The sequence below is a fragment of the Afifella marina DSM 2698 genome (genome assembly GCF_900102695.1).
In the GTDB taxonomy this organism is placed as follows: domain Bacteria; phylum Pseudomonadota; class Alphaproteobacteria; order Rhizobiales; family Afifellaceae; genus Afifella; species Afifella marina.
On sequence record NZ_FMVW01000003.1, the window covers coordinates 181509 to 207943 of the forward strand.

Genomic DNA, 26435 nt, shown 5'->3' on the forward strand with positions numbered 1-26435 from the left:
TGGCCATCGCTTCAAGGCGAAGATGTGACCGAACCATCATTTGTCGAGAGAGATCACGTTCTTATCACTGCAAGTGAGAACGAACGCGGCGCGCGTGCAACACATGGCAAGCCGTTCAGCGCCCGGCGAGACGACCCTCCGTCCGCGCCAGATGGCTCGCCTGATGTGCAGCCTTCATGTCGAGGGCGCGACGCAGGGCAATCGCAATCGCGCTCTCGATCGGAAGCCAGGCAAGCGCATAAGCCCAGACGCCAAGCGCATAGGTCCAGCCGATCGGCGTCACGAAGATGCCGTAGACGGCCACAAGCGTGCCAAGAATCTGCGTCGCCTCCGTCGTCAGGAACAGCTTGAGGCTCGGGAAAGGCCTTGACCAGAACCAGCGCTGGTTACGCGTAACGTAGAGGGTCAGGTGGCCAGCGACGAGAAGCTTGAGGAAAATCACCGTCTGGATGACCTCGCGCGGCAAATGCATGACCGTGTCGACGTACCAGAAGAGCAGAAAGGTCTCCGCCACGCCTAGGAGGCCGAGGCAGCTCGCGATGGTGAGTACCCGCGGCATATTCCAGCGCACAGGCTTTTCGGCGACATTGGCGTTGTCGTAGGCAATCATCATGATCGGGAAGTCGTTCAGGACCGCCAGAAGCACGATCATGACGGCCGTCACCGGATAGAAGTCGAAGATCAGGATCGACAGGCTCATGAACACCAGAACCCGGATCGTCTCGGCGATGCGGAAGGTGGCGTAGCTCGTCATCCGTTCGAAGATCCGCCGCGCCTCTTCGATCGCCGAGGAGATGACGCCAAGACCTGAACTCGTCAGCACGACATCGGCGGCGGCACGGGCGGCATCCGTCGCCCCGCTGACCGCGATGCCGGCATCGGCCTGTTTCAAGGCCGGGGCATCGTTCACGCCGTCGCCCGTCATCGCCACGATGTGGCCGCGGTCCTGCAAGGCGCGCACGATCTTGAATTTGTGCTCGGGCAGGACGCGGGCAACGCCGTCGGCCTGTTCGATGCGCTCGCTGACCTCGCCGTCGCTGCCATCGGCGAAGACGGTGTCGGCGGAGCGGATGTTGCGACGAAGACCGAGCTTGGCCGCGATCTGGCGCGCGATCGCCTCATGGTCGCCGGTGATCATCTTGACGGCGAGGCCCATCCGGCCGGTTTCGGCAATGGTCGCGGCCGCATCCTCACGCGGCGGATCGAAAATCGAGACGAGGCCGATGAACTGCCAGACATCGCCCTCGCGGCGGGCCACGCCGAGGGCGCGGTAACCTTCCTCGGCCAGGCGGTCGACCTCTGCCTCGATGCGCGCACGGATCTCCGCCGGCGGCGTGGCGAGATCGAGAATGACCTGGGGAGCGCCCTTGGAGAAGGCGATTTTGCGATCGCCCAACGTCGCCTCCACCATCGTGCGTTTCGACACCGGGTCGAAGGGCGTGAAATCGCCGATCACGTAGCCGGCACCGGCGGCTGCGCCTTCGGCGGCGAGCACCGCCTTGTCGATCGGATCGGGATCATTGGCGTTGCTTGCAAGCTGCGCGGCAAGGACGACATCGGACGCCTCCACCCCCTGTTCGGGGAGGATGTCGGCGACAGTCAGCGCGTTCATTGTCAAGGTGCCGGTCTTGTCGACGCAAAGGACATCGACGCCGGCCAGTTCCTCAATCGCCACGAGGCGAGAGACGATCGCCTTCATCCGGGCGAGCTTTTCCGCGCCGACCGCCATCGTCACCGACAGGACCGTCGGCAGAGCGACCGGGATCGCCGCCACCGTCAGAATGAGCGAAAATTGCACGGTCTCCCAGAAGGGCGTACCGCGGAAGACGGCCACGAGCACGATCACCGCGACGAGGACGAGCGTCGTCAGGATCAGGAAATTGCCGATAGAAAGCACCGCGCGCTGGAAATGCGAGCGCGTCTCGGCAGAGGCGACGAGCTGCGCCGTCTTGCCGAAATAAGTGTTCATGCCCGTCGCCGTCACAACGCCCGTCATCTCGCCGAGCTTGACGACAGAACCGGAATAGGCGGCGTCGCCGACAGCCTTATCGACCGGCATGGATTCACCCGTCAGCGCCGCCTCGTCGGCGCTCAGATAATCGCCGGCGACGAGCCGGATGTCGGCGGGCGTGACATTGCCGATGCGCAAAAGCACGACATCGCCCGGCACCAGATCTTTCGCCGGCAGCGTCTGCCAGGTGCCGTCGCGCAAGACGCGGGCGGTGAGCGCCAGGCTCTCCTTCAAAAGCTCGATGGCGTTGCCGGCCTTCCTTTCCTGCCAGAAATCGACGGCCGCATTGACGAGAAGCATGGTGACGATGATGGCGAAACCGGCCCAGTCACCGAGTGCTGCGGAGAGGATCGCCGCCGCCTCGATCATCCACGGGATCGGCGCCCAGAAATAGCGCATGAGCCGCTGGAGAGGGCTCGTCTTCTCTTCGCTGATGGCGTTTTCGCCGAACGTCGCCAGTCGCTCCTGGGCCGTCTCGCTCGTCAGGCCGGTTTCGAGATCGGTCTCCGGCAGGGGCGCTTCTGCCGGTGTCGCACCCTCCGGCAGTTCTTGAGGGGGCTGTTTTTGAGGGGGCTTCGCGGCCGTTTTATCGTTCATGTCTTCGATCCTCCGCCAGATCACGACCAGGGGAAACAGCGCTGCGCGCCCCCGCCGTATCCGCGTCATCTCCTGTGATGAAGGATCCTCCTTAACGTCTCACTGCACCGGGCCGCCGCAGGTAAATTCGGCGTTCGCCGGCGGTGCGGCTTATGCTGCCGCAGCGTCACCAACGCCTCAGAAAAGGCGATCTTGTGGAGACAAGATTAAGTTCGCGAAAGATTGGGGCGCGGATGCCCGTCTCCTCCCACATGGAGCGGAATCAACGGGCCACGCGACTGGCGGCCAGGCTTTGCCCTCTCACCAGACCGGCGGCGTGGTGACCCAGAGAATGCGGGTCCTCACCTCTGCAAGGTTGCGGAAGCGGTGCGGCAGTCGGCTTTCGAAGGCGAAGGAATCGCCTTCCTTCAAACGGTAAACACTGCCGTCGACAAAGAGCTCCAGGCGGCCTTCGAGCACGACACCCGTCTCTTCGCCATCATGGCTGTAGGCTTCCTCGCCCGAGCCGCCGCCAGGCTCGAGGACGATCTCCATCATCTGAAGCGTGCCTTCTTCGTTCGTCGTCAGGAAGGATTTGATCATGCCCTTGGCACCGAAATCCACCTGCCGGCGTTCGGCCGCACGAACAATGCGCCGGGCTTCGAGTTCGGACTTCGCCTCCATGTCGCCAAAGAGCGTGAAGACCGGCATGTCGAGCACATTGCAGATCGCCCTCAGTGCCCGCACGGAAGGCGAAGAAATGCCCCGCTCGATCTGACTCAAGAGACCGACCGAGATGCCGGCGCCGTCGGCGACCTGCTTCAGCGAAAGACCGCGGCCGCGGCGTGCTTCGCGGACCGCCGAACCGAGCGAACGGTCCTCTTCACCCGGCTCGTTGTCGAGTTCGTGGACGGCCAAAGCTTCGCGCGGGTTCGAACCCATCATCCGTGCGCTCTCTTTTTCATCACCATGAACACAATATGGGATTTCTGCTGTCTGGGAAACTGTTCAGCGGCGGTGTTCGCCATTCCAACTCCTTGGAGACAAAGAAGGCGCGGGACGCTGCCACAAAATCGTTCAATTCGCGGGTTTGCGCGTTTATCGGATTTCATGATAATGAACCTACGCGCGTTTTCCTGACGCGCCGGATCACCAAGCTCCGCCCGATTGCGGCGCTTTTATCGATCGTAGCGGAAGAAATAAATGGGGAATTTCATGGATATGAAACACGTCGCCTCGCTCGCCTTCGGTCTCGCGATGGCGTTTGCAGCCCCTGCCTATGCCGAATCCGTCAATGTCGGCGTCACCACGACAGGCGTTCCCTTCACCTTCGTCGACACGGCAACCCAAGAGCCGACGGGCGCGATGGTCGATCTCGCCAAGGCTATCACGGCGGATATCGGCGACGAGGCCGAGTTCAAGGTGGTGGCGTTTTCCGCGCTGATCCCGGCGCTTTCCAGCGGCAAGATCGACCTCATCTCGGCCGGCATGTTCGCCACCGACGAGCGCAAGAAAGTGGTCGATTTCTCCACCCCCGTCTATTCCTACGGCGACGCCATGTTCGTCGCGGCGGACGATGCGACGAACTACACGCTCGATGATCTGAAGGGCGAGACGGTGGGCGCGCAGATCGGCACGACCTTTGCCGACAAGCTTCAGGCTCTCGGCACGTTCGGCGAGGTGAAGCTCTACGATTCGATCGCCGACATCATGCGCGACGTGAAGCTCGGGCGCATCAAGGCGGGCTTCGGCGACAAGCCTATCGTCGCCTACCAGATATCTGAAAAGCCGCAACTCGGCGTGCGCCTTGTGGAAGGCTACGAGCCCATGCAGAAGGGCGATGTCGCGGTGGCCGTCTCCAAGGAAAATCCCGCCTTTCTGGAAAAGGTCAATGGAGCGATCGCAAAGCTGAAGGAGAGCGGCGAGCTCGACAAGATCTTCGCCAAATACGGCCTGTGAGAGACCCACGAGAGCGTTTCGGTCTCATGATCCTTATCATGCGTGAGGCGGCCTTCGGGCAGCCTCACCAGCGAGGTCTCGCATGAGCGACTTCTTCGTCAGTGCGCAAATCTACCTGCCCATCCTCCTCAAGGGCATGTGGCTGACGATCTCCGTCACGCTTCTGTCGCTCGCGCTTGCCACCGCGCTCGGGCTGGTCTGGGCACTGTTTCGGACCTCCGGCGTCCGCTGGCTTTCCATCTCGACACGCATCGTGGTGGAATTTGTGCGCGGCATCCCGATCCTGGTCGTCCTCTTCTACATCTATTTCGTGATGCCGGAATTCGGCCTCGACCTCACCGCCTTCCAGGCGGGCGTCGCGGGCCTCGCGCTCACCTATTCCTGCTATATCGGCGAGACGTTTCGGGCGGGCATCGAAGCCGTCGACCGGGGCCAGGTGGAGGCCGCCAAATCGATCGGCATGAAAACGCCCTTGATGATGCGCCGGGTGGTGCTGCCGCAGGCCTTCAGGATCGTGGTGCCGCCCTACGCCAACAACATGGTGATGCTTCTAAAGGATTCCTCGCAGGTGTCGGTGATTTCGGTCGCCGAACTCACCATGCAGGGCAAGATGCTCGCCTCCTCCACCTTCGACAACATGACTGTCTTCACGCTCGTCGCGCTTCTCTATCTGTGCCTGACGGTGCCGCTCAATTTCGCCATGCGCTATGTCGAAGTGAAGATGGGACAGGCGCGATGATCAAGCTCGAAAACGTACACAAGAGCTTCGGCGATCATGAAGTCCTGAAGGGCGTCCACGCGGAGATCGACAAGGGGCAGGTCGTGTGCCTGATCGGCCCGTCGGGCTCCGGAAAATCGACGCTTTTGCGCTGCATCAACGGGCTCGAGACCTATCAGGCGGGCAGGATCAGCATCGACGACGAGACCGTCGACGTCACCGCCCCTTCGATCCACGACCTGCGCACGCGCGTCTCCATGGTCTTCCAGCGCTTCAATCTCTTCCCGCACAGGACGGCGATCGAGAACGTCATGGAAGGGCCGCGCTATGTCCTGAAACAGGGCAAGGCGGAGGTGCGTGAGAAGGCGGAGCGGCTTTTGACGCGGGTCGGGCTCGCCGACAAGCTCAACTCCTATCCCGCAGCACTCTCCGGCGGCCAGCAGCAGCGCGTGGCGATTGCCCGGGCCCTCGCCATGGAGCCGGAGGCGATCCTCTTCGACGAGCCGACATCGGCGCTCGATCCCGAAATGGTCGGAGAAGTTCTGCAGGTGATGCGGGCGCTGGCGGAAGAGCACATGACCATGCTCGTCGTCACGCACGAGATCCTGTTTGCGCGCGAAGTCGCGGACCGCGTGCTTTTCCTGGACGGTGGCCGCATCGTCGAGGAAGGTGCGGCCGATGAGGTCCTGCGGCAGCCGAAGAACGAACGCACCCAGGATTTTCTACGCCGCGTCACCCATCCGGTTTGATCATCGAACCTTCGGACACTGCCATGTCAGAACATGTTGCTTCTCTTTGGGCCGCCACCGCCACGCCGGCGCCGGACACACAGCCGCTCATCGGCGAGGTCAGTGTGGATGTCGCCGTCATCGGCGCGGGTTTCACGGGTCTTTCCACCGCGCTCAGGCTCGCCGAAGGCGGGGCCAAGGTCGTCGTCATCGACGCGTACGAGCCGGGCTTCGGCGCGAGCGGGCGCAATGGCGGCCAGGTGATACCCGGTCTCAAATACGATCCCGAGACGCTCGACAAGCTTTACGGCGAGGCCACGACAGAATTTGCCGGACGCACGGCGGACGCGACATTCGCGCTCATCGCCAAACACGGCATCGCCTGCGACGCCCAACAGCACGGCTGGATCCAGGCTTCGCTCAAACAAAGCCATCTGCCGCTCCTTCGCACCCGCATGGAAGAATGGCAGCGACGTGGGGCGCCGGTGGAAATGCTCGATGCGGCGGGCATGGCGGAGAAGACCGGCAGCGAGCGCTTCGCAGGCGGCTGGATCGATCGCCGCGCGGGGCGCCTGCACCCGCTCAATTACGCCCGCGGGCTTGCCAAAGCGGCAATCGCGGCCGGCGTGCGCGTCTGCGGCGACAGCGAGGCGCGTTCGCTCACACGCACGGAGAGCGGCTGGATGATCGCGGTCGGCTCAAGGGGCAAGCTCCGCGCCAATGAGGTGGTGGTGGCGACCAACGGCTATACCGGCAGGCTGTGGCCCAAGCTGAAGGCGACGGTGGTGCCGGCCACCAGCATCCAGATCGCCACGAGACCGCTTCCCGAAGACCTTCTCGCCAAGATCCTGCCGGAGCGCAGCGTCGTCTCGGACAGCCGGCGCATCGCCAATTATTTCCGCATCGGCCCGGAGAACCGCTTCATGATCGGCGGGCGCGGCCCCTTCGGCGCGCCAGAAGTGCCAGGCCATTACCGCCGGCTGATTGCGGCCATGCACACGCTCTATCCCCACACGCGGGAGCTCGCGATCGACTATTTCTGGGCGGGCCGCGTGGCGATGACGCGCGATCACCTTCCGCATGTGCATCAGCCGGCACCCAATCTCACCATGGCACTCGGCTACAATGGCCGCGGCGTCGGCCTTGCGACCTCGCTTGGCCAGGCGATCGGTGCGCATCTTCTCGACCGCTCAGCACCCCTGCCGCTGAAGCTCACCGACATCACGCCTTTGCCGGTGCACGGCTTGCACCCGATCTACGCCACGGCGATGATCAACTATTACCGGCTGAGAGATTTTTTCGAGAAGTAAGAGCGAACGATTCCGGCGCCCGTTCGTGGGATGGGCGCCGGGCGTCTCCGCCAAGCCCAAGCCGCACACACGCCTAATCAGGCGGCAAAGCACCGAAAATGTCGTTGGATGAACGCTTTGGCGGGGTGCCGGCGCGCCTTATTCGGCGCGCCTCCCGAAGAGTGGTGCCCAGGAGAGGACTCGAACCTCCACGCCTTGCGGCACACGGACCTGAACCGTGCGCGTCTACCAATTCCGCCACCTGGGCTCGGGAGCGGGCACCCCCTTAAGCCCTGGCGAGGGGTGAAGTCAATCGGAAGTGTCGCTTGATGACGGACTTTCCGTCGCGCGCGGCTTATCGGCGATCTGGAGGGCCGGCGGGGACCCGGACGGGGCCGGCAAAGCGGGCTCCGTGGCCTGGCGGCTCTTCACCCTTTGCACCAGCCGTCCCTTGCGCCGTTCGCGGATCCTGACGCGCTTGATGCGGCGCGGATCGGCCTCCAGGATCTCGATCTCGAAGCCGTCGAGCGCATTGACGATCTCGCCCCGCACCGGGATGCGACCAAGCAGCGTATAGATGAGCCCGCCCACGGTCTCGACCTCCTCGCCGAGCTCGCCCATCTGGAAGGCGGGACCGATCACATCGGCCAGCTCGTCGAGTTCGGCACGTGCATCGGCGACGAAGACGCCTTCCGCCACTTTGGCGATATCGGCGTCCTCCTCGTCGTCATGCTCGTCTTCGATCTCGCCGACGATGGTTTCAACGAGATCTTCAAGCGAGACGAGCCCGTCGGTGCCGCCATATTCGTCGATGACGAGCGCCATCTGCGTGCGTCCCGCCTGCATCCGCTCCAGGAGCATGCGTGCGGGCATGGAGGGCGGTACGAAGAGGATGGGGCGGATAATGCCGGATGAGCGCAAAGGCTGGCTGAGATCGACGGGCGAGAAATCCAGCGAGGCAGAGAAACGGAAGCGGCGTTCTGTCTCCTCCTCGGCCGCCGCCATGCTTTCAGGCTGCTCCAGATCCTTGCGCGCGTGCTCCAGCATCCAGCCCACGACGTCCTTCAGATGGACCATGCCCATCGGATCATCGAGCGTTTCGCGATAGACGGGCAGGCGCGAATGCCCGGCCTCCTTGAAGGCCATGAGGACGGTGGCGAGCGGCACGTCATGGTCGACCGCGTCGATATCGGCGCGCGGCACCATGACATCGTCGACACGCATATCCCCGAGCTTGAGGACGGCGCGCAGCATGGCGCGCTCTTCCGGCGCGAAGGCTTCTCCGTCGACTTCGTCGGCGGCGAGCACATGTTCGATTTCGGAGCGCGCGGAGCCGTTCGACTTGCCGCCGATCAGGACCTTGAAGCTCGCGCGCAGGCGATCTCCCACACTTTCGGGCGTAGATTCATCGTAAGAAAGTCCCGCAGGACTTCGAGATCGGTCGTCGTTCATGATCCTAGGACCGGGAAGGCCGCATCGACCTGACGGTAGGGATCGGCAATGCCGAGCCTGGCCAGCGCTTCCTTCTCCAGCGTTTCCATCTCCTCTGCTTCGCTGTCTATTTGGTGATCATGGCCCACCAGATGCAAGCAGCCATGCACAAGTAAATGGGCGAAATGGTCGAGAAAAGCTTTCTGCTGCTCTTCGGCTTCACGCTCAATCGTCTCAAAAGCGAAGACGATGTCGCCCAAAAGGGGGCCCGGCGGCTGCGGATAGGACAGGACGTTCGTCGGCTTGTCCTTGCCGCGCCAATCGCGGTTGAGGTGCGCAATCGTCGCATCGTCGGTCAGGACGATGCTAAGTTCGACAGGCTCAAGGACGCCTTGTGGAGGCGTCCAGCCGGCCACGGCAAGGGCCGCGTCGACGGCCTTGTCCATCAACGAGTCGAGCTCGGTCTGCGAAGGCCAGGCCTCCGTCTCGCGAATCACGTCGATCACAACGGGAGACATGTGCCCTCAGAGCTCGCCCTTGGAGACGGCACGGCTTTGCTTGTCATAGGCGTCGACGATGCGCTGCACGAGAGCGTGGCGCACCACATCCTCCGCACCGAAGCGCACGATCTCGATGCCTTCCACGCCGTTCAGGATGCGCGTCGCTTCCATGAGGCCGGAAATGTCGCCTTCCCTGAGATCGATCTGCGTCGGGTCGCCCGTCACCACCATTTTCGACCCCTCGCCGAGGCGGGTCAAAAACATCTTCATCTGCATCGCCGTGGTGTTCTGCGCCTCGTCGAGAATGACGACGGAATGGGCGAGCGTGCGCCCGCGCATGAAAGCGAGCGGCGCGATCTCGATCGTGCCGGAGGCCAACAGCCGCTCCACCTTGTCGGCGGCCATCATGTCATAGAGGGCGTCGTACAGCGGCCGGAGATAGGGATCGACCTTCTCACGCATGTCGCCCGGCAGAAAGCCGAGCCGCTCGCCGGCTTCGACGGCCGGGCGCGACAGGATGATGCGCTCGATGTCGCCGCGCTCCAGAAGGGCGGCGGCGAAAGCGACGGCGAGATAGGTCTTGCCGGTGCCGGCCGGACCGATGCCGAAGATGAGCTCGCAGCGGTCCATGGCCCGAATATAGACGTCCTGGCGCGGCGTGCGGGCGGTGACGGAGCGCTTGCGCGTGCCGATCTGGGCAAGCTGCACCCGCGAGCCCGTCTCCAGGCTCGGCAGCGACCATTGTGCGCCCGGCGTGTCGGCCATGCGGATCGCACCCTCGACGTCGCCCTGGAGCACGTCATGGCCTTCCAGGAGGCGCTGATAGAGCGTGTTGAGAATGGCGCGCGCCTGACGCAGCTCATCCGGCTCGCCGATGAGACGCACGACATTGCCGCGGGCCACGGCTTCGACACCGATCCGCCGCTCGATCAGGGCAAGGTTCTGGTCGTATTCGCCGAAAAGAGCGCTCGCCAGACGGTTGTCATCGAAAACGAGTTCGATTTCTTCCGACGTGGCGGATCTTTCCCGCTTCGGCCGCGGACGCGACACTGCCATCAGGCCGAAAGCCTTTCCAATGGGGGGCTCATCAGGCTGGCGAAGAGCGAGTTGGAGCCGATCTCATCCACCTTCACCGATACGATCTCGCCGATGAGATGCGCCGGCGCATCAACATGCACGGCCTGCAGGAAGGGCGAGCGGCCGACGAGCTGGCCCGGATGCCTGCCGGGCTTTTCCAGGAGCACATCGATCACCCTGCCCTGCATCGCCGCATTGAAGCGCGTCTGCTGCTCGCTCAAAAGCGCCTGAAGGCGCTGCAGACGTTCCGACTTCACCGCTTCGTCGACCTGCTCACGCTCGGCTGCCGGCGTGCCGGGACGCGGCGAATATTTGAAGGAATAGGCCGAGGCGTAACCGACGCGGGCGACGAGATCCATCGTGGCGGCGAAGTCTTCCTCGCTCTCGCCCGGAAAGCCGACGATGAAATCGCCCGACAGAGCAAGATCGGGGCGCGCCTCACGCAGCCGGTCGACGAGACGGAAATACTCATCGCGCCCATGACGGCGGTTCATGGCGGCCAGGATCTTGTCGGAGCCCGACTGCACGGGAAGATGCAGATACGGCATCAGCGTGTCGCAGTCGCGGTGGGCTGCGATCAGATCGTCCGCCATGTCGCGCGGATGCGAGGTCGTGTAGCGGATGCGCTCCAGCCCATCGATGTCCGCCAGCTCCAGCACGAGACGGGCGAGCGACCAGTCGGAACCGTCTTCGGCCTCGCCGTGATAGGCGTTGACGTTCTGGCCGAGGAGCATGATCTCGCGCACGCCGGAGCCCACGAGACGCCGCGCTTCGGCGAGGATCTTGGCGACCGGACGTGAGAATTCGCCACCTCGCGTATAAGGCACCACGCAGAAGGTGCAGAACTTATCGCAGCCTTCCTGCACGGTCAGGAAGGCCGTCGGATTGAGCGCAAGTCCGGGACGTGCGCGGGCCCGCGAGGGAATATGGTCGAATTTGTCTTCCGCCGGGAATTCGGTCTCCACCGCCGCGCCACCTTCACGGGCGCGAGCAAGCGCGGCGCCGAGACGATGATAGCTCTGCGGGCCGACGACGACATCGACGATCGGCGCGCGGCGGATGATCTCCTCGCCCTCCGCCTGCGCCACACAGCCGGCGATGGCGATCTCCACCCGCCGGCCTTCCTCCTTCGCCGCCTCTTTCAAGGGGCGCAGGCGGCCGACCTCGGAATAGACCTTCTCGGCGGCCTTTTCGCGGATATGGCAGGTGTTCAGGACAATAAGATCGGCGTCTTCCGCCGTCTCGACAGCATCATAGCCGTCACGTGCCAGCACGTCCGTCATACGATCGGAATCGTAGACGTTCATCTGACATCCGTACGTCTTGATGAAAACTTTGCGTCTCGCCGTGTTCATGAAAAACGGCGCGTGCTCCTCGCCAAGCGCATCATATACCAGCTTTAACCGAATTAAGCCGCGCTCGCTAGGCCCTTTCAGGCTCAGGTTCAAGCGATATTTCTTCCGCCATACGCATCACTTTTTGGGGATCGCGGCCGGCATTGAGCTCGGCCACCACCTCTTTGACGAGGGCACCCGCCGCACGCGTGACGCGCTTGCGATCGCCGTCGCGGGTGATCGTCACGGGCGGCAGGAAGGCGACGTGCACATCGACGGCCCCCTGTGACATCAACCGGCTCAAATGCGGCAACAGATCCATGCCGCCATACCAGGCGACCCACGTTCTGTGCTGACGACCGAAAGGCATGCCGAGCATGCGAGTATAGGCGATGGCGACCGGCTGCAGCGTGACGGGCCGGCCTTCGGAAAAACTGCGCTGGGCTGCACCGACGATGGCAGAGCGAAAGGCGAGCACCTTGTTGCCATCGGAGGACGTGCCTTCCGGGAAGAGCACCATGACATCGCCCGCGACGAGGCGCGCAGCGATTTCATCGGCCGCCTTGCCGGTTTGATGGCGTTTTTCGCGGTCGATGAAGACGGAGCGCTGCAATTTGGCGAAAAGGCCGAAAAGCGGCCACTCAGCCACCTCCTTCTTGGCAATGAAGGAGACGGGCGCGATCGCGCTCAGAACGGGGATGTCGAGCCAGGAAATGTGATTGGCGAGGAGAAGCAGCGGGCGGTCGGCGGCGATGGTCCCATGCACGAAAAGGCGGACACCGAAAAGGCGCAGAACGAAGCGATGCCAGTAGAGCGGCACGATCTTCGCCCAACGGCCGCCGAGCCAGAGGCCGAGCACCTGCGCCGGAATGGCGAAAGGCAGAGACAGGAGGAAGAGAAAGGTCGCCGTTGCAAGCCGCAGATATGCAAACATCGGCCCCTACCCTGCGGCCGGCGCTGATTGAGCGCAGATGGACGACCGCAAGAGACCACCGCAACGGCAGGCACTCGCATGGCGCAGGCAGCACGGCTTGTCTCGCATGGGTTTGTCTCCGGAGCTGCGGCTAGATGAGATCCCGACGCATGACAAGCGCCGGCAGGCGGGTCTGATCATCGCGGGCGTAATAGGCGGGCCTTTTGCCGACCTCCTCGAAGCCGAGCTTGCGGTAGAGCGAAACGGCCGCCGCGTTGCCGGCCTCCACCTCCAGATGCAGTGTCGCCACCCGCTCATGGTAGAGCCGGCGCATCGTCTCCTCGACGAGCCTCTGGGCGATGCCGCGCCGCCGATAGGAGTTCAGGACGGCGAGCGTCAGAACCTCCGAATCGTCCGCTGCCTGACGATAAAGGATGAAGCCCGCCGGCGCCCGGCGCGTGACGCGGCCGGCATGGAACGCTAACAGCGCCTTGACGCCGTTCTGAGACAGGAAGGAGGCGAAGTCGCCATCGGTCCAGGCGTGGCGGAAGGCGTCGGCGTGGATGCGGGCGAGAATCGGGCTGTCCTCGGAGGTCGCCTCGCGCAGGGTGATCTCGATACGGGGAATCATGGTGTCTTAAGGCGCCGTCTCAGGGATTTGTCCGTCTGCGGTTTGGCGTCGGGAGGACGCAGATAAAGCGGCACGGGCGGGTTCACCGCATGTCCTGAAAGGGCAAGACGGGCGACCATGGCGATATCCGCCGAAGGGCGCTTATCGGCGACGATTGCGGGAAGGCCGTCGCCCGCAAGCACCCCGGCAATTCCATCCGCGCCTGCGCCACATAGCACGAGCCCTTCGAACGCATAGGGCGCAAGAAAGGCAGCCGCCTCGTCCTGCACCTCCCGTTGCGAGGCGATGATCTCCTCTCTGGAGGAAATCTCTTCCATGCGCAGGAAGACATTGCCGCGGCCGGCATCAAGGATTGCTGCGACGAGACCCGCCGCACAATGCCCGGCCTCGCTGTGGCGAATGCCCTCGCACAGCGCCTCAAGGACGTCGACGCCGAGGGCTGGGATTTGGAGCGCGAGAGCAAGGCCGCGTGCGGCCGCAACGCCAATACGAATGCCGGTGAAGGAGCCCGGGCCGAGGGTGGTCGCAACCGCCGTCAGATCGGAATAGGTGGCGGAAGCGTCCGCCAGGCATTCCTCGATCAAGGGGAAAAGCCGCTCGGCATGACCGCGGCCGATTTCCACCTCGCGGCGGGCATGACAATTGATCTGGCCGTCTTCGAGGGTCGCGAGCGCGACGGCGCAAAAAGGTCCGGCAGTGTCGAGGGCGAGAAGCATCACCCCGCTCTACTCACGGGGGCAATCGCTGTCGAGATGAAGAAAGCGAAGGGCTGACCCGATCAGACCGGGCGCACCTCCTGAACATCCGGCACGAAGTGGCGCAAAAGGTTCTCGATGCCGTGCTTCAACGTCGCCGTCGACGACGGGCAGCCAGCGCAGGCACCGCGCATGTTGAGGAAGACGATGCCGTTCTTGAAGCCCTTGAAGGTGATGTCGCCGCCGTCATTGGCCACGGCCGGACGAACGCGCGTTTCGATCAATTCCTTGATCATGCCGACGGTCTCGCTATCGGCATTGTCGAAGAATTCGTCGCCGTCCTCTTCCTCATGTGCATCGGCCAGCACCGGCTCGCCGGAGAGGTAATGCTCCATGATCGCGCCGAGAACGGCTGGCTTCATGTGCTGCCATTCAGCACCGTCCTTGGTGACGGTGATGAAATCCTGGCCGAGAAAGACCCCGGCAACGCCGTCCACGGCGAAGATCCGTTCCGCCAAGGGCGAGGATGCGGCTTCTTCCGCTGTGCGGAAGTCGCGCGTATCGGCCGGCAGCACGTCCCGCCCGGGCAGGAACTTCAGAGTTGCTGGGTTAGGCGTTTCTTCGGTCTGGATGAACATCGAAACCTCATCGCACGCGACAAATGCGCGCCTTCACGTCGTGGACCGGAAATGGACCCGGCGCCCCTCTTCGTCAAGGGCGGCGCAACGAGCGGCATCTCGCGGCAAACCTCTGATCCGCCTGCCGAAGCGGCAGCCGTTCATGCAACGACGGCGAGAACGAAGCCGTCCCAACCCTTGGCGCCGACGGTCTGGATCGCCGTCGCGGAGAGCCGCGGCTCCTCGCCGATCATCTCCAGGAAGCGGCGCGTGCCGACGACACCCGGCTCGGAGGATTGCGGGTCTCTCACCTTCCCGTCGCGCACGACATTGTCGCCGAGGATGACGGTGCCGGGCCGCGAGAGCTTCAACGCCCATGTAAGATAGGCTGGGTTGTTCGGCTTATCAGCGTCGATGAAGATGAAATCGAAAGGTTCCTGGCCCTCCTCGACAAGGCGAGGCAGGATCTCGAGCGCGGGGGCGACACGGATCTCGACCTTCTCCGCAAGTCCCGCCCGGACGATGTTGGCACGCGCCACCACGGCATGCTCTTCCGCCGCTTCGAGGCTCACGAGACGGCCATCATCCGGCAGGGCCCGGGCAAGCCAGATGGTCGAATAGCCGCCGAGCGTGCCGATCTCCAAAATGCGTTTCGCTCCTGCCATGCGGGCGAGAAGGTGAAGGAGTTTTCCCTGGGCCGGGGAGACATCGATTGCCGGCAGATCGGCCGCCTCGTTCGCGGCGAGAGCCGCCTGAAGCGTGTCGTCGGACCCTACGACGGTCGCTTCGAGATAGGCGTCAACCGCCTGCCATTCCTTTGTCGTCATCGTCATCTCCCGCTCGGCGGGCAGACTATGCGGATGGGCGGTGCCGAGGTCCAGTGTGAGCGAGACGTGCAGACGGGTTCAATCCTTCGTGAGGAGCCCCGATTCCCAGCCGAGCATGGCGCGTTTGCGGGTGATGCCCCAGTGATAGCCGGTGAGCGCGCCCTTTGCCCCGACAACGCGATGACACGGCACGACGAAAGAAATCGGATTGCGCCCGACAGCGGCACCGACGGCACGAGCCGCCTTCGGCCGTTCGAGCTTTTTCGCCAAAGCACCGTAGCTCGTCGCCGCGCCGACTGGAATTTCGAGGAGGCTCTCCCAGACGCGCACCTCGAAGTCGGAGCCGATGAAGACGACACGCAGCGGCTCCTCGGCCCGCCAGGCGGAGGGCTCGAAGACGCGCTCGGCATAGCGCACCGTCGCGTCCGGCGCGTGGCGATAACGTGCCTGGGGAAAACGCTGCATCATCTCGGCAAGCGTCGCCTCTTCCTCGCCCGGATCGGCGAAGGCGAGGCCCGCCAGGCCGTAATCCGTCACCAGAAGCAGGGCTTTGCCGAAGGGCGAGGCGTGGAACCCATAGGCGATCTCAAGGCCCTCGCCGCGGCTTTTATAGGCGCCCGGTGTCACCGCGTGGTGGGTGACGAAGAGATCGTGCAGACGCCCGGGCCCGGAAAGGCCGAGCTCGTAGCTCGTGTCGAGAAGATTGGCGGATTGGTCGAGAAGCCGCTTGGCATGATCGAGCGTGACGGCCTGCAAAAACCCCTTCGGCGACAGACCGCACCAGCGGGTGAAGAGCTTGTGCAGGCGCGTCGGGCTCATGCCAACCTCGGCTGCGATCTCCTCAAGCTCCGGCTGGTCGCGGTAGTTTCTGCTGAGATAGGCGATCACCGCGCAAACGATCGCGTAATCCGCCTCGGGGTTCATCGGGTCGCGGTTCGTCATGGAAGAAGCAAGGGGGCTGTGCATGGTCATAGCGGTCCTCCAGGCTGCAAGATGACCGCTGTTCGCCATTGCAGCCACCCGTTTCTTGCGCCTCAGGTGGACGACCTAGCCCGCCTCCATCATGGTCTCGGCAAGGGCAGGCGGCCGCCTGACCGCGTGAAGCGCGTCGCGCAAAGCGTCCGCAAGGCTCGCCCGGTCGTCGGGGTTGAGGAATTCGCCTATGGTTACGTTCTCGCCCCGGCTGACGAGGTGAAGGCGCACCACGCCTTCGTCTTCAAGCTCGCGCACCTCCAGCCGGCTCCAATAAGGATCGAGCCTCAACTCACGCGCCCGCCCGTTCGGGGCGACCTTGCGGATGAGGAGATCTCTGCGGCTCACGGTCACGTCCTCGAAGGCCCGGCCGGAGCGGTAACTGAGCGCGAAGGCGCCCCACAAGATCAGGAAGTCGAGGCCGAAAAAGGCGCCAATCGGCCAGGCTCCGAGACGCCAGAACAACAGGCCGGATAGAAAACAGGTCGCGCCGAAGACGGCCATGACCGCAACGAAGCCCCGCGGGCCGAGCGAACGGTGCGGCGTCAACGTGGCCGAAAAGATCTCCGCGTCGCCCGACGTGGCGACAGGCGCGTTGCTCTCATTCATTTGGAATGATTATAGGGAGAAGATGGGCAAAAACACGAGTGTCAAAAGGAAGAAAGCGGCGCCCGCCGCCTCCCTCCTATCCAAAGACGAAATCACCACCCTGTTCTCGAGGCTGAAGGCGGAGCGGCCGGAGCCGACGAGCGAGCTCGTGCACACCGACCCCTATACGCTGCTCGTTGCCGTGGTTTTGTCGGCGCAGGCGACGGATGCCGGGGTCAACAAGGCGACCAAAGAGCTCTTCCGCGTTGCCCCGACGCCAGACAAGATGGTGGCGCTCGGCGAGGAAGCGGTGCGCGAGCACATCAAGACGATCGGGCTTTACCGCAACAAGGCAAAGAACGTCGTGGCGCTGTCTCAGCAGCTCATCGACGAATATCAGGGCGAAGTGCCGCCGAGCCGCGAAGCCTTGGAAAAGCTGCCAGGCGTCGGACGCAAGACCGCCAATGTCGTGATGAACGTCGCCTTCGGCGAGAAGACCATCGCCGTCGACACGCATATTTTCCGGGTTTCCAACCGAACGGGGCTCGCGCCCGGCAAGGATCCTCTCGCCGTGGAGCTGATGCTCGAAAAAGTCGTGCCCGACGATTTCAAGCTCCACGCTCATCACTGGCTGATCCTGCACGGGCGCTATGTCTGCGTGGCTCGAAAACCGAAATGCCCCGATTGCGTCATCGCCGATCTCTGCCGTTACGGGGCGAAGACGGAGCCTGCCGGATTGGTGCTGGACAAAGGATAAGCGGTCCGATGTGACCGCCCTGCCCGTCCCTCCGCCTCAGACCGCGAAAACTGGCGCCAGCACGCGCCACCTGCCGCCGCGATGAAAAAAGCGGCCCAACGAAAAAGGCGGCCCGAAGGCCGCCTTTCCCGCAGAGTATGTTGGTGTGATCCTGGCGCTTATTCTCCAAGACCTTCGAAAAGCGGCGTCGACAGATAGCGCTCCGCGAAGGAGGGGATGATCACCACGATGTTCTTGCCCTCAAATTCCGGACGCTGGCCGAGCTTGACCGCAGCCGAGAGGGCCGCGCCTGAGGAAATGCCGACCGGCACGCCTTCAAGCTGAGCCACGAGGCGGGCATATTCGAAGGATTCGTCGTTGGTCGCCGGAATGATCTCGTCATAGACCGACGTGTCGAGAACCTTCGGGGCGAAGCCTGCGCCGATGCCCTGGATCTTGTGCGGGCCGGGGTTGCCGCCGGCGAGGACCGGGCTGTCGGCCGGCTCGACCGCCACGATGCGGATATCGGGCTTGCGCTCCTTCAGCACCTGGCCGGTGCCGGTGATGGTGCCGCCCGTGCCGATGCCGGCAACGAGAGCGTCGATCGCGCCGCCAGTGTCGTTCCAGATCTCCTCGGCCGTCGTCTTGCGGTGGATCTCCGGATTGGCCGGGTTGTCGAACTGCTGCGGCATAACGGAATTCGGCGTCTGCTCAAGGAGCTCTTCCGCCTTGGCGATGGCGCCCTTCATCCCCTTCGGTCCTTCGGTGAGGACGAGCTCGGCGCCCAAGAGCGCCACCATCTTGCGCCGCTCGATCGACATCGTCTCGGGCATGACGAGGATCAGCTTGTAGCCCTTGGCGGCGGCCGCGAAGGCGAGCGCGATGCCGGTGTTGCCGGACGTCGGCTCAATCAGCGTCGTCTCGCCGGGCTTTGCCTTGCCGTCGCGCTCCAGCGCTTCCAGCATGGCAACGCCGATGCGGTCCTTGACCGAGGCGATAGGGTTGAAGAACTCGAGCTTCGCCAGAAGATTGGCCTTAACGCCCTTCTCCTTGGCGAGCTTGTCGAGGCGTACGATCGGCGTGTCGCCGATCGTCTCGGTGATCGAATTGTAGATGCGGCCACGGCCCGGCTTGCGGGCAGTGACGTCGCGCTGAAGCGCCTGATCGTTCATGGCGTCCTCCGTCGGAAATTTCGGAAATCTCTAGGCCAACAACCTAGGCCCCGCCGCTGTTCCCGGCGAGGTGCAGCGCCGCGATTCGTGCGCTAGGAAAAGAACGGGATTTCAGAAACCCGGTCGCGCGGAGCACCACATTCCATTTCGTCGACGCGCAAGGCGCACCCGGCTTCCGTGCTCGCCGATGCGGCCAGACGATGACTTATCGGCGGCGCCGCTCGATCATATCGGTGGCAAGCGCGGTCGCTACACCAAAGATCACGTGCATACCGAGGCGCTTGCCGGCCTGCCCCTCCGGCGCCCGAAAGCGGCCATGGGCGATGCCGACGGCATGACCGAGACCGGCCGAAGTCACCACATGCAGGAGTGCGCCGAAACCTGCGCCGAGCAGGGCTGGCGGAGCGGTCGGAAAGCGCTCACGCACAACCGAATAGGCCTGTCCGAAGCCGGCAGCCGCGAGGAGATGATTGCCCTGGGCCGAGGCCCAGACGCGCGCATTGTGCCGGCGCGAGAGGGCCTGCGAAGGCCGATCGAAGAGCGCCTCCTCCTCTTCCGGAAGAGCGATGTCGGCCAGTCCGCTCTGACGGCCGGCAGCGATCACGGCGGTCACGATCGCGCCGCCGATGAGGCCGCCCAACATGGCGTTGATGGTGCTAGTCAAGGGCTGCTCCTTTTCTTCCACCTCGTCGTTGTCCGTACCAACTGCCAGGCGAGCAAAAGGATGCGCACGGGGTGCACCGGCAATAAACGCCGCGCGCCCGCGCCGTCATTTCACCTGTCGGAGAGACACGTCAGAAGCCAAGCACCGCAAAGCCATGCGCCGGCACCACGGCGACCCTCTCCTCACCCTCTCCTTCCAGGTTCGCTTCGCCCGCGAGCAGCTCACGCGCGGCCGGCACCGGCAGGCGGGCGGGCGCCTCCTGCAGATTGAGGGCAACGAGGATCTTCTCTCCCTCCGCGGCGCTCTCATAAACGAGGGCCTCGTTTTCGAGGTGGTGCACGGTGACCCGCGCGCCGTGCAGCCAGGCATGGCGCCGACGAAGGCCGATCAGCTCCTGATGCAGGCGGAAGATCGGAGCGCCGAGGTCTGAAAGCTCACCGGGGCTGTCGGGAAACGCCGGGCGGATCGCATCATCGCCGCCGACCCTGTCTTCCTTGATACCGCGGAAGGCCTGCTCGTCGCCATAATAGACGAAGGGCGTGCCAGGCAGGGTGAAGAGAAGCGCCACGGCATGCGGCAGATGACGTTCATCGCTGAGCTTGGAGGCGATGCGGGTCACATCGTGATTGCCGAGGAAGGTGACCGGCACGAAACCGTCCAAGAGCGCGTCATTGCGCTTCAAGGCCCAGGCGAGTTCGAAGAAATTGCGGTCGTTGAGAGCGCTCCATAAGGCCTTCCACAATTCGTACTGGGTGAGCGAATCGAAGCCCGATTCGCTGACGACGGCCGGATAATCGCCATGGATGACCTCGCCGAAGATGAAGACGTTCGGGTGCTTTCGGCGAAGTCCGGGCAGGATCTTCGCCCAGAACGCCGGCGGCACGGCATAGGCCGCGTCCAGACGCCAGCCGTCAGCGCCGCGCGCCAGCCAGTGATCCATGACCGAGGCGACGTATTCTGCCACCGCCGGCTCATCGTGATTGAGTGCGACGAGCTGATCGTGGCCTTCAAAGCTCTCGTATTGCGGCTCGTTCCCGGACTGCCAGCCCTGCGGCCATGTCAGGCGAAACCAGGCTGCCTTGTCGCTTTGCGGACCGCGTTCGCACACATCGCGGAAGAAGGGATGGTCACGGCCGACATGGTTGAACACCCCATCGAGAATGATCTTGAGGCCGCGGGCATTGGCTTCCCGCACGAGGCGATCGAAGTCGTTCTCGTCGCCGAGACGGCGGTCGATGGCAAAATAATCGAGCGTGTCGTAGCCGTGAGTGGCGGATTGAAAGATGGGCCCGAGCGCAAGTGCCGAGGCGCCGAGTTCGACGGCGTAGTCGAGATAGCTTTCCAATCGCGGAAGGCGGTGCGCCACCGGGGCGGCGCGATCATTCTCACTTTCCGCGCCCGCAAAACCCAGCGGATAAACGTGCCAGGCAATGGCGTGCTTCACCCAATCGACCATGCTTCGCCCCCCTTCGTTTCAGCCTTTCGCCGTGCCACAGCAAAGAGCGCGAAGACGAGATTTGACCACCCCGGGGCGCCGAAAGAACCCGGACGCGGCCAAAGAAAAAAGGCCGGCTCGCTATGAGCCGGCCTTCCAGAATGCTCGGAGGCGGCCTTAAGGCCGCATCCTTTGAATGCTGTCGCTTACTCAGCCGCGGCGCGCGCCTGATCCAGCCAATCGTTCCACTCTTCCTGATGGCCCTTGATCCAGGCATCGGCGTGACGAGCGATGTCTTCCTCAGAATCCTCGCCATCACGCATCAGAAGGTTTTCAGCCGAGATGTCGTTGGCCGAAATCTTCATGAGGGAGAAGAGCTTCGCAGCAGCCGGGTTGGCTTCCGCAAATTCGCGGTTGGCAGCGATTTTCTGCTCGTTGGCCTGGAAGCCGTAGTTGGAGCCGTCCGGCAGCGAGGTGTCGACGTCCTTGCGCTCACCCGGAAGAGAGGAGAACGGCACGTTCAGCCAGACAACGTCCTTGCCCGGGACGAGCACGCCCGACACCCAGTAAGGCGTCCAGGTGTAGTAGAGGACCGGCTCGCCCTGCTTGTAGCGGGTGATCGTGTCGGCGATGATCGCGGAATAGGAACCCTGGTTGTGGGTGACCGTGTCGCGCAGATCGAACGCGTCGAGCTGATGCTCGATCACCTTCTCGCAGCCCCAGCCCGGGGTGCAGCCGGTCAGATCGGCTTTGCCGTCGCCGTCATGGTCGAAAATCTTGGCAATCTCCGGATCCTTGAGCTGGCCGAGATTGGTGATGTCGTGCTCTTCGGCCGTCTTCTTGTCGATCAGATAGCCCTGCAGGGCACCCGGCGAGAAGACGCCTTCGCGGTAGATCTTATCCTTGCCGCCGGCTTCCTCGTAGAAATCCTTGTGCAGCGGATCCCAGCTGTCGGCCATGAAAGTGCCATCGCCATTGGCGAGCGCCACATAGGCCGTCGCATATTCCAGCTCCTTGATCGGCTGGACGTCGTAGCCCAGCTCTTCAAGCGCCTTGTTGACGAGAACGGTCTGGAAAGTCTCCTCCGCGATGGAGGATTTGAGCGGAATCACTTCCACGCCTTCGCCCGGCTTGTCCTGGGCAAGCGCAGAGCCTGCGGCGAGCGCGGCCGTAAGGCCGGCAGCAGCCGCAAGCCCGCGCAAAGCTTTCGGTGTCATCGGGTAGTTCATGATGTGATCTCCCTTCGGGGTTTTCATTGTGACCGCAAAGCGGCCGTTTCTGCAGGCCCGGCTGGGTGCCGCCGGGCCCACGCTTCTCTGGGCTAGGTCTTCGCCTCTTGCGACGCTTGAGACCCGCGCCCGGTGAGGCGGCGCACCAACCCGATCGGGCCGGTGTCGTACCAGGCAATATTGCCCCGCTCGCGCTTGGTGATACCAAGCGACTGTGTCATCCGATCGATGATGATCGCCAAAAGCACGATGCCGATACCACCCACGGTGGCAAGGCCCATATCGAGGCGACCGATCCCGCGCAGAACCATCTGGCCGAGCCCGCCGACCGCGATCATCGAGGCGATCACCACCATCGACAGCGCCAGCATCAGCGTCTGATTGACGCCGGCCATGATCGTCGGCATGGCGATCGGAAGCTGCACCTTATAGAGGAGCTGCCGCTTCGATGCGCCGAAGCTCTTGGCCGCCTCGATGAGATCGCCCGGAACCTGACGGATGCCGAGGTTGGTGAGGCGGATCAGAGGCGGCAGTGCAAAGATGATTGTGACGATGACGCCCGGCACGTTGCCGATACCGAAAAGCATCACGATCGGCACAAGATACACGAAGGCCGGCGTCGTCTGCATCGCATCAAGGATCGGACGGATGATCTGCGCGGCGCGGTCGTTGCGCGCCAGGAATATGCCTGTCGGCAACCCGATCAGAATGCAGAAGAAGACGGAGGTGAAGACCAGCGCCAGCGTCACCATGCTCTGATCCCAGGCACCGATCGCGCCGATGAAGGTCAGAGCGATCACGGCACCGATCCCGAGACGCGGACCTGCCGCCTGCCAGGCGAGCAGACCGAGCAGGAGGATCATCACGACCGCCGGCACGCCGAGAAGCGCCGTCTGAATGGCCGACAGAACCCAATCGATCGGCAGGCGAACGGCCTGGAAGATCGGGCGGAAGTTGGCGACCACCCAGTCGAGGAAGTGCTCGACCCAACCTTCGATCGGGATGATCGCCCGATCGAACGGATGCATGATGTCGAAATGGTGCTGCTGCGGGGGCGCCGCCTGGCTCAACCAGTCCGGCGTGGACGATCCCGCACCGGCTGGCACGCCGGCATCGGTCCCGCCGCTCGCGCCCCAGGGATTGGCCGCACCGGCAGCCGCATCGGCACCGCCGGAGGCGGCTCCGTCTGGCGTCTGTGCAACAGCGTCGGCGCCGGAAGACGCAGCGCCGTCAGCACCGCTTTGGGCCGACGTAGCCCATGGATTGCTGGTCTCAGGCATCTTGCGCGGTCTCCCTGTCCAAGGCTTGCAAAAGCAGCGCCCTTGAGACGACGCCGAGATAGCGCCCATTGTCGTCGACAACCGGCAGGCCGCAGGGCGCGGCCGCAACGGCACCGATGATCTCTCCGATCCGCGTATCCGCCTTCAAGGGCTCGATGCCTGGAAGGAAGGCATGCCGCAGCTCGGGGCTCCCCGACTTCACCTGCTCTTCGAGCGAGGCCGCGGAAACCACACCGTGGAAGTGCTTGCGGCGGTCGAGGACGTAGGCGTAGTCGCGGTCGGCCTTGCCGATACGCTGCAAAATGCTGCGGATCTGGCCGTCGCGCTCCACCGTCGTGACCTGTTCCCGCACGGCCACGTCGCCGGCGGTGAGGACGTTCGACACGTTCACGCCGCGGAAGAAGGAGGCGACGTAATCATCGGCCGGATTGTTCAAGATCTCGTCAGGTGTACCGACCTGAACGACGCGGCCGCCTTCCATGATCGCGATGCGATCGCCAATGCGCATGGCTTCGTCGAGATCATGAGAGATGAAGATCACGGTGCGCTGCTGCTCTTCCTGCAACGTCACCAGCTCGTCCTGCATCTCCGTGCGGATCAATGGATCGAGCGCAGAAAACGCCTCGTCCATCAAAAGGATGGAGGGATCGTTGGCGAGTGCGCGCGCCAGACCGACGCGCTGCTGCATGCCACCGGACAGTTCGTTGGGATAACTGTCGCCGCGCGCCTCGAGCCCGACCTGGGCGAGTGCTGCACGTGCCCGCTCCTCGCGCTGCGCTGCCGGTACGCCGGCAAGTTCCAGCCCGAAAGCCGCGTTCTGCACCACAGTCAGATGGGGCAGCAGTGCGAAGGATTGGAACACCATGCTGATGTGCTTGCGACGGAAATGCATGAGCTCCTTTTCGGACATAGCCGCAATGTCGGAGCCATTGACGATGATCTCGCCAGCGGAAGGGTCGATTAGCCGGTTCAACATGCGCACAAGCGTCGATTTGCCGGAGCCGGAAAGCCCCATCACGACAAAGATTTCGCCCTCGTGAACCGTGAAACTGGCGTCACAGACGCCGACCGTCATACCCGTCTTTTCATAAATCCCGTCTTTATCGAGTCCCTCACGGTGGAGGGAGATCGCCTTGGCGGGGTCGTCGCCGAAAACCTTAAAAAGATTTTTGACAACAAGCGTCTCGCTTTCGCTCAAGTCGCTTGGTCCTTTGCGATTTCAACTAAAAGAGGATTGGGTAGCAGGACAGGTATGGCCGAGGGGCTAGTGAGTCAACAGTTAGCCGCCATCTTTCCGCCCCAAAGACGACAAAATCCGTGCTTTTCCGGCGCTTCGTGCCGCCTCGGAGAGAAGCGCATAAATTGCATCTTCTAGAACAATTTTCATCCCGTGAAGCGGGCGCGCGCGGTCGTGTGAATCGGTCCGACGCGATCAGCCAGTCGAGCCGAAACCGCCCTCACCCCGCTCGCTAAGGCCCGAAAACTCCGCCACTTCCTGCAAGCGCGGGGTCAGAACCGGCACGAAGAGCATCTGCGCGATGCGTTCTCCGGGTTCGACCAGGATGGCGTCACCCGAGGCGTTGCGGTTCCAGGCGCTGATCATGATCGGCCCGTGATAGTCCGCGTCGATCAGTCCCACGCCATTGCCGAGCACAAGACCCCGTTTATGCCCGGCTCCGGAACGCGGCAGGATCAGGGCCGCGATATTGGGATTGGCAATCGAAAGAGCGAAGCCCGCCGGAATGAGCACCGCGGGCGCTCCCGCATCAAGCGTGAGGGGCGCGTCGAGACACGCCCTGAGATCGACGCCGGCCGCCATTGCGGAATGCGCGAGCGGCAGGCCCCAATCCCGAAGACGTTCATCCAGGATCTTGATTTCAACGCGGGGCGACGCATCGACGCTCATCAGCATTCTTCCTCATCACAGCCGGACATGGCGCATCGAATCCGACAGGGCTCACCAACGCCCGCTAGCACGCCGGCGCGTCTGGCGGCAGGCGCTCTTCGCAGACAGGTCCGGTCGCACGGCGTTGCAGGAAGGGTCCCGCGGGTCAAGGGAGCAGACGCCGGACATCACATTTGCAATTTTCTGAATGTGATCCATGTGGTGGGCGTCAGAAACAAGAGAGGACATGATGCGCCATTCCGCAAAGCCCGCCGTCACCGCTTTTTTCGATAAGCGAACGTTTTCCGTGCAGTATGTCGTGGCAGATCCCGCAACGAAGCGCTGTGCGATCATCGACCCGGTGCTCGATTACGATGAGAAGTCCGGGGTAACTGCCACCTTCAACGCCGACAAGATCCTCGCGTTCATCGAACGCGAAGGGCTCGTCCCGGAGTGGATCCTCGACACGCATCCGCATGCCGACCATCTGTCGGCCGCCCATTACCTGCAGGAAAAGACCGGCGCTCCGCGCGCCATCGGCGCGCATGTCACCGACGTGCAAGAGCTCTGGAAGGGCCTCTACAATTGGCCGGATTTTCCGGCTGACGGGCGGCAGTGGGACCGGCTCTTCGCCGATGGCGACGATTTCCGCATCGGTGAGATCGAAGGCCGCGTCATGTTCTCGCCGGGCCATACGCTCGCCTCCGTCACGTACGTGATCGGCGATGCGGCCTTCGTGCACGACACGCTGTTCCAGCCGGATTTCGGCACGGCACGGGCGGATTTTCCCGGCGCCGATGCCGCCACGCTTTGGAACTCGATCCAGGAAATTCTGAAGCTTCCCGAGGAGACGCGCCTCTTCACCGGCCACGATTACATGCCGGACGGGCGCGAGCCGCAGTGGGAATCGACGGTCGGCGAGCAAAAGGCGAAGAACAAACACCTGCAGCAGGCACAAACGCAGGCGGCCTATGTGGAACTTCGCAACAAACGCGACAAAAGCCTGCCGATGCCGAAGCTGATCCTGCATGCGCTGCAGATCAATATGAATGGCGGGCGCCTGCCCGAGCCTGAGGCAAACGGCCGGCGCTATCTCAAAATTCCACTCAACATCCTCGAAGGCGCGGCCTGGGAGTAAGTCTCAGGGCCGCGCTTTTCTCTTCAAGCG

Annotated in this window: 26 protein-coding genes and 1 tRNA gene; 6 read left to right on the forward strand and 21 right to left on the reverse strand. The window is 63.5% G+C overall.

The features are described from left to right. Positions 1-115 precede the first annotated feature (115 nt). Complete coding sequence (locus tag BLP76_RS08795) at positions 116-2608, reverse strand: plasma-membrane proton-efflux P-type ATPase (protein WP_092812093.1); 2493 nt, start codon at positions 2606-2608, stop codon at positions 116-118. Positions 2609-2908: 300 nt separating this feature from the next. Beyond that, positions 2909-3532, reverse strand: a complete 624-nt coding sequence (locus tag BLP76_RS08800) for a cupin domain-containing protein (RefSeq protein ID WP_200170499.1) — start codon at positions 3530-3532, stop codon at positions 2909-2911. A 270-nt stretch (positions 3533-3802) separates the two neighbouring features. Between BLP76_RS08800 and BLP76_RS08805 the strand changes: the two genes are divergently transcribed. From BLP76_RS08805 to BLP76_RS08820, 4 genes are all read left to right on the forward strand, one after another. Beyond that, positions 3803-4546 (forward strand): substrate-binding periplasmic protein, encoded by a 744-nt coding sequence (locus BLP76_RS08805; protein WP_092812097.1) that lies wholly within the window; start codon positions 3803-3805, stop codon positions 4544-4546. A gap of 82 nt (positions 4547-4628) precedes the next feature. Then, positions 4629-5285 (forward strand): amino acid ABC transporter permease, encoded by a 657-nt coding sequence (locus BLP76_RS08810; RefSeq protein WP_092811714.1) that lies wholly within the window; start codon positions 4629-4631, stop codon positions 5283-5285. Continuing rightward, positions 5282-6013 (forward strand): amino acid ABC transporter ATP-binding protein, encoded by a 732-nt coding sequence (locus tag BLP76_RS08815; RefSeq protein ID WP_092811716.1) that lies wholly within the window; start codon positions 5282-5284, stop codon positions 6011-6013. Before BLP76_RS08810 ends, BLP76_RS08815 begins: the two co-directional genes overlap by 4 nt. Positions 6014-6036: 23 nt before the next feature. Beyond that, the gene (locus BLP76_RS08820) at positions 6037-7302 is read left to right on the forward strand and encodes an NAD(P)/FAD-dependent oxidoreductase (RefSeq protein WP_092812099.1); all 1266 of its coding nucleotides are present in this window, start codon (positions 6037-6039) and stop codon (positions 7300-7302) included. Between the two features lie 162 nt (positions 7303-7464). Here BLP76_RS08820 and BLP76_RS08825 read toward each other — a convergent pair. From BLP76_RS08825 to BLP76_RS08880, 12 genes are all read right to left on the reverse strand, one after another. Continuing rightward, positions 7465-7549: transfer RNA gene (locus BLP76_RS08825), tRNA-Leu, on the reverse strand. Between the two features lie 41 nt (positions 7550-7590). Beyond that, the gene (locus BLP76_RS08830) at positions 7591-8670 is read right to left on the reverse strand and encodes a hemolysin family protein (RefSeq protein WP_171904380.1); all 1080 of its coding nucleotides are present in this window, start codon (positions 8668-8670) and stop codon (positions 7591-7593) included. A 59-nt stretch (positions 8671-8729) separates the two neighbouring features. Beyond that, a complete protein-coding gene (gene ybeY / locus BLP76_RS08835; RefSeq protein WP_092811720.1) occupies positions 8730-9230 on the reverse strand; it encodes an rRNA maturation RNase YbeY in 501 nt (166 codons plus the stop codon). Between the two features lie 6 nt (positions 9231-9236). Then, positions 9237-10268 (reverse strand): PhoH family protein, encoded by a 1032-nt coding sequence (locus tag BLP76_RS08840; RefSeq protein ID WP_092811722.1) that lies wholly within the window; start codon positions 10266-10268, stop codon positions 9237-9239. Continuing rightward, on the reverse strand, positions 10268-11644 hold the full coding sequence (gene miaB, locus BLP76_RS08845) for a tRNA (N6-isopentenyl adenosine(37)-C2)-methylthiotransferase MiaB (protein WP_092811724.1): 1377 nt from the start codon (positions 11642-11644) through the stop codon (positions 10268-10270). Before miaB ends, BLP76_RS08840 begins: the two co-directional genes overlap by 1 nt. Positions 11645-11711: 67 nt before the next feature. Beyond that, positions 11712-12557: a lyso-ornithine lipid O-acyltransferase gene (olsA, locus tag BLP76_RS08850; RefSeq protein ID WP_092811725.1), complete on the reverse strand. Its 846-nt coding sequence runs from the start codon at positions 12555-12557 to the stop codon at positions 11712-11714. Positions 12558-12687: 130 nt separating this feature from the next. Then, entirely contained in the window at positions 12688-13167 is a 480-nt protein-coding gene (locus BLP76_RS08855) for a GNAT family N-acetyltransferase (RefSeq protein ID WP_092811727.1), read from the reverse strand. Next, positions 13164-13883: a tRNA (adenosine(37)-N6)-threonylcarbamoyltransferase complex dimerization subunit type 1 TsaB gene (tsaB, locus tag BLP76_RS08860; RefSeq protein WP_092811729.1), complete on the reverse strand. Its 720-nt coding sequence runs from the start codon at positions 13881-13883 to the stop codon at positions 13164-13166. The genes BLP76_RS08855 and tsaB overlap by 4 nt, the downstream gene beginning before the upstream one ends. Positions 13884-13945: 62 nt before the next feature. Further along, the gene (locus BLP76_RS08865) at positions 13946-14500 is read right to left on the reverse strand and encodes a NifU family protein (protein ID WP_092811731.1); all 555 of its coding nucleotides are present in this window, start codon (positions 14498-14500) and stop codon (positions 13946-13948) included. 140 nt (positions 14501-14640) lie between these two features. After that, the gene (locus tag BLP76_RS08870; RefSeq protein ID WP_092812101.1) at positions 14641-15306 is read right to left on the reverse strand and encodes an O-methyltransferase; all 666 of its coding nucleotides are present in this window, start codon (positions 15304-15306) and stop codon (positions 14641-14643) included. A gap of 78 nt (positions 15307-15384) precedes the next feature. After that, positions 15385-16278 (reverse strand): bifunctional helix-turn-helix domain-containing protein/methylated-DNA--[protein]-cysteine S-methyltransferase, encoded by an 894-nt coding sequence (locus BLP76_RS08875; RefSeq protein ID WP_420867612.1) that lies wholly within the window; start codon positions 16276-16278, stop codon positions 15385-15387. A 75-nt stretch (positions 16279-16353) separates the two neighbouring features. After that, on the reverse strand, positions 16354-16887 hold the full coding sequence (locus tag BLP76_RS08880; protein WP_092812105.1) for a DUF2244 domain-containing protein: 534 nt from the start codon (positions 16885-16887) through the stop codon (positions 16354-16356). 22 nt (positions 16888-16909) lie between these two features. Here BLP76_RS08880 and nth point away from each other — a divergent pair, with 22 nt between their 5' ends. Further along, entirely contained in the window at positions 16910-17623 is a 714-nt protein-coding gene (gene nth, locus BLP76_RS08885; protein ID WP_244514515.1) for an endonuclease III, read from the forward strand. Between the two features lie 158 nt (positions 17624-17781). On the opposite strand, the gene cysK is transcribed toward nth, so the two are convergent. The 7 genes from cysK to dut all read right to left on the reverse strand — a co-directional run bounded on the left by cysK (position 17782) and on the right by dut (position 25288). After that, positions 17782-18774, reverse strand: coding sequence for a cysteine synthase A (gene cysK, locus BLP76_RS08890; protein WP_092811735.1), 993 nt, complete (start codon positions 18772-18774; stop codon positions 17782-17784). A gap of 205 nt (positions 18775-18979) precedes the next feature. Then, complete coding sequence (locus tag BLP76_RS08895) at positions 18980-19438, reverse strand: hypothetical protein (RefSeq protein ID WP_139163728.1); 459 nt, start codon at positions 19436-19438, stop codon at positions 18980-18982. A gap of 130 nt (positions 19439-19568) precedes the next feature. After that, entirely contained in the window at positions 19569-20894 is a 1326-nt protein-coding gene (locus BLP76_RS08900; RefSeq protein ID WP_092811739.1) for an alpha-amylase family glycosyl hydrolase, read from the reverse strand. 185 nt (positions 20895-21079) lie between these two features. Then, on the reverse strand, positions 21080-22102 hold the full coding sequence (gene proX, locus BLP76_RS08905) for a glycine betaine/L-proline ABC transporter substrate-binding protein ProX (RefSeq protein WP_092812107.1): 1023 nt from the start codon (positions 22100-22102) through the stop codon (positions 21080-21082). A 92-nt stretch (positions 22103-22194) separates the two neighbouring features. After that, positions 22195-23382 carry a glycine betaine/L-proline ABC transporter permease ProW gene (gene proW, locus BLP76_RS08910; RefSeq protein WP_092811741.1) on the reverse strand — a complete coding sequence of 396 codons (1188 nt, stop codon included), beginning with the start codon at positions 23380-23382 and terminating at the stop codon, positions 22195-22197. Further along, positions 23375-24580: a glycine betaine/L-proline ABC transporter ATP-binding protein ProV gene (gene proV, locus BLP76_RS08915; protein ID WP_092811743.1), complete on the reverse strand. Its 1206-nt coding sequence runs from the start codon at positions 24578-24580 to the stop codon at positions 23375-23377. Before proV ends, proW begins: the two co-directional genes overlap by 8 nt. A 234-nt stretch (positions 24581-24814) precedes the next feature. After that, complete coding sequence (gene dut, locus BLP76_RS08920; protein WP_092812109.1) at positions 24815-25288, reverse strand: dUTP diphosphatase; 474 nt, start codon at positions 25286-25288, stop codon at positions 24815-24817. 226 nt (positions 25289-25514) lie between these two features. On the opposite strand from dut, the gene BLP76_RS08925 reads away from it, so the two are divergent. Continuing rightward, positions 25515-26405 (forward strand): MBL fold metallo-hydrolase, encoded by an 891-nt coding sequence (locus BLP76_RS08925; RefSeq protein ID WP_092811745.1) that lies wholly within the window; start codon positions 25515-25517, stop codon positions 26403-26405. Positions 26406-26435: the final 30 nt, after the last annotated feature.